Source organism: Alcanivorax sp. HI0044 (assembly GCF_001634945.1).
This window is the reverse complement of sequence record NZ_LWEZ01000744.1, coordinates 1-1,082: the sequence shown is the minus strand read 5'-3', so window position 1 is coordinate 1,082 and position 1,082 is coordinate 1. Positions and strand designations below refer to the sequence as shown.

Genomic DNA, 1,082 nt, shown 5'->3' with positions numbered 1-1,082 from the left:
CGGGCACAGTTGCTCGGTCAGCGGGTTGGAACCCAGCAGCAAGTCCTGCACGTCGCCGAAGTTACCGCCAGCTTCAGTCAGACAGTCGATGGGTGTGGTCGGACCCAGGTCAGCCTCGGAGGTTTCCGGGCAGAACTGCGCCAACACAGGCTCTAGCGGATTGCCGTCGGCACCCGGCAGACCACCACCACCCGGAGCAAAGCCACCGGCCGCTTCTTCGAAGCAGGCCGCCGGATCAATCGGGCTGTTCGCCGCCGCTTCCGGGCACAGTTGCTCGGTCAGCGGGTTGGANCCCAGCAGCAGGTCCTGCACGTCGCCAAAGTTACCGCCGGCTTCGGTCAGACAGTCGATCGGTGTGGTCGGACCCAGGTCTGCTTCGGAGGTTTCCGGGCAGAACTGCGCCAATACAGGCTCCAGCGGGTTGCCGTCGGCACCCGGCAGGCCACCGCCACCCGGAGCAAAGCCACCGGCAGCTTCTTCGAAGCAAGCTGCGGGATCAATCGGGCTGTTAGCAGCCGCTTCCGGGCACAGTTGCTCGGTCAGCGGGTTGGAACCCAGCAGCAAGTCCTGCACGTCGCCGAAGTTACCGCCAGCTTCAGTCAGACAGTCGATCGGGGTGGTCGGGCCAAGATCTGCTTCAGAGGTTGCCGGGCAGAACTGCGCCAGTACCGGCTCCAGTGGGTTGCCATCAGCGCCCGGCAGACCACCGCCGCCCGGAGCAAAGCCACCGGCCGCTTCTTCAAAGCAGGCGGCGGGATCAATCGGGCTGTTCGCCGCCGCTTCCGGGCACAGTTGCTCGGTCAGCGGGTTGGANCCCAGCAGCAGGTCTTGCACGTCACCGAAGTTACCACCGGCTTCGGTCAGACAGTCGATCGGCGTGGTCGGACCCAGATCCGCTTCGGAGGTTTCCGGGCAGAATTGCGCCAGTACCGGCTCCAGCGGGTTGCCATCGGCACCCGGCAGGCCACCGCCACCCGGGGCAAAGCCACCGGCTGCTTCAGAGAAACAGGCTGCGGGATCAATCGGGCTGTTGGCAGCCGCTTCCGGGCACAGTTGTTCTGTCAGCGGGTTGGAACCCAGCA

1 pseudogene is annotated in these 1,082 nt (G+C 65.5%); it reads right to left on the bottom strand.

Going from position 1 to position 1,082, the window contains the following annotated elements:
• A pseudogene (locus A3730_RS31360) lies at positions 1 to 1,082 on the bottom strand (hypothetical protein); the annotation flags it as partial.